Below are 406 nucleotides of genomic sequence, written 5' to 3' on the forward strand. Positions count from 1 at the left end.
TTGCTTGGCTCTTTGGTTGTGCCTTTTGTATTCTATGCGTTTTGTGATGTCGGGCTCTTTTGCGATAAAATCCGCATCTACCATTTCATCGGGTGTAAAATCATATTTAAACTTGTTTTGTATCTGTGGTATAATGGCTTCATCAGTTTTAGCAATAGTAGGGGCTTCGTGTGCGATGTCGCCCATTGATTGAGCTTTAACTGCCGATTCTATGCTATTAGACGCACTAGCTAAGGAATCGGGCTTGTTTAACTCCTCTAACTCTAGCGTATAGATTCTATTATTGCCCACTTTCTTTTCAAAAAGCGTGATTTTTGCTACGGCTTCTTTATCATTAATGCTTAAAGGTGTATTAAACCTATGCACTGCTTGTATATTTGGTCTTTCTTTGTAGTCTGTATGGGTT

At 38.7% G+C, this 406-nt stretch carries 1 protein-coding gene; it reads right to left on the reverse strand.

Annotated features, from left to right (window positions below; translation table 11 throughout):
• On the reverse strand, positions 1-406 hold a 406-nt coding region (locus LS72_RS11180; protein WP_462345074.1), incomplete at both ends, for an LPD3 domain-containing protein.

The organism is Helicobacter apodemus (assembly GCF_000765745.2).
In the GTDB taxonomy this organism is placed as follows: Bacteria; Campylobacterota; Campylobacteria; order Campylobacterales; family Helicobacteraceae; genus Helicobacter_D; species Helicobacter_D apodemus.